1 protein-coding gene is annotated in these 1,416 nt (G+C 45.6%); it reads left to right on the top strand.

Translation table 11 applies throughout. From position 1 onward, the window contains the following. Window positions 1-98: 98 nt before the first annotated feature. A partial coding sequence (locus R7O12_RS24815) for a methyl-accepting chemotaxis protein (RefSeq protein ID WP_318126712.1) occupies window positions 99-1,416 on the top strand: 1,318 nt, incomplete at its 3' end.

Below are 1,416 nucleotides of genomic sequence, written 5' to 3'. Positions count from 1 at the left end.
TCACCCTTCGTTACATATTTTGCTGATTCGCATCGCATATTTTGTTTCGATATACCCATAGATTTGTTCAATATCTTTTATCTCTAATGGAGTAATCAATGAGAGAAGTTGAGTTTAGAACGATAGACCGACTATTTATTAAGATGTCTATCAACGACAAAATGTGGGTTATTTTCCTCCTATTTCTGGTGGCACTCACTTCGGTAGCAGGAAGCCGATACCTAAATGATTTGCATCAGTTCGAGCAACAATCTATCGCCAACGTGCAAGCAAAACTAGATGGCATCATTGAAGCTAATCCCACAGATATCTATCAAATTACTGGTATCTCAAAAGCTAACCATCAACAAAAAAGCTTGTTTGCAGATGGTGTTACCACGGTTTATGGCACAACCTCTGCGGGTGAGCTTGTTCGATTGACCGAGCACGCTGGCAATCAATACAACGCCCTGCGCTCCGACGCCCTTACCTCTTTCCTTCTTAGTTTTCTATGGGTTTTGCCGTTTGCAGTATTTTGCTATTGGGTAGCGACATTCATCGGAGGCGCTTTGTGGGTGCTATACACCACAACAGAGAAAATTGGTGACGGTGACTTAACTTCTCGATTGGGCTTTCACCCTGGCCGTGACGAGTTTGGCACCATTGGCTGCGCACTAGATAAGTCGATGGATACATTAAGCGAACTGGTCAATAGCGTAAAAGAAAGCGCCAATACGCTAAGTGAAACGTCATCTGCATTTGAACAAGACATGAAACTGAGCGAAACACAGATTACGCACCAGTACCAAACACTTGATTCTGTCGCAACCGCAATGGAAGAAATGACGGCGTCTGCCAAAGAGGTTTCGAGCATCTCTCAACAAGCGACCATGCAATCGGATCAAGATGCACAAAAAATAGAAACGAGCCGTAGCCGAGTACAGCACGTTATTGCTGAGATCGAAACCTTGTCGAGCTACATCGAGCAAGCTTCTTCATCAGTCACCAACTTAAATGAAAACACTACGCAGATTAATGATGTCATCACGACCATTAATGCGATTTCTGAGCAGACCAACCTGTTAGCTCTCAATGCCGCTATCGAAGCGGCTCGCGCAGGCGAACAAGGCCGCGGTTTTGCCGTTGTAGCCGATGAAGTCCGAACGCTGGCAAGTCGTACACAACAAGCCACGGTAGAAATCCAAGCCATGATTGAGAAGCTGCAATCGGAAAGCCAAAACATCGCTTCGATTACTGGCAGAACGGTCAAACAAGCTCAAACAAGCAGCCAGTTGATCGATGAAATTGGTCAAGATGTCACAGCGATTGCGGACTCGGCTCGTTCATTGATGGACATGAGCATTCAAATCTCCACTTCCGCGGAGGAACAAAGTGCGGTTGCGAATGATATCGCCTCTGAGCTTGCTGATATCCGTA

Source organism: Vibrio sp. Vb1574 (assembly GCF_033338675.1).
Note: the sequence above shows the minus strand (reverse complement) of the source record. Positions and strands in the feature narration are given on the sequence as shown.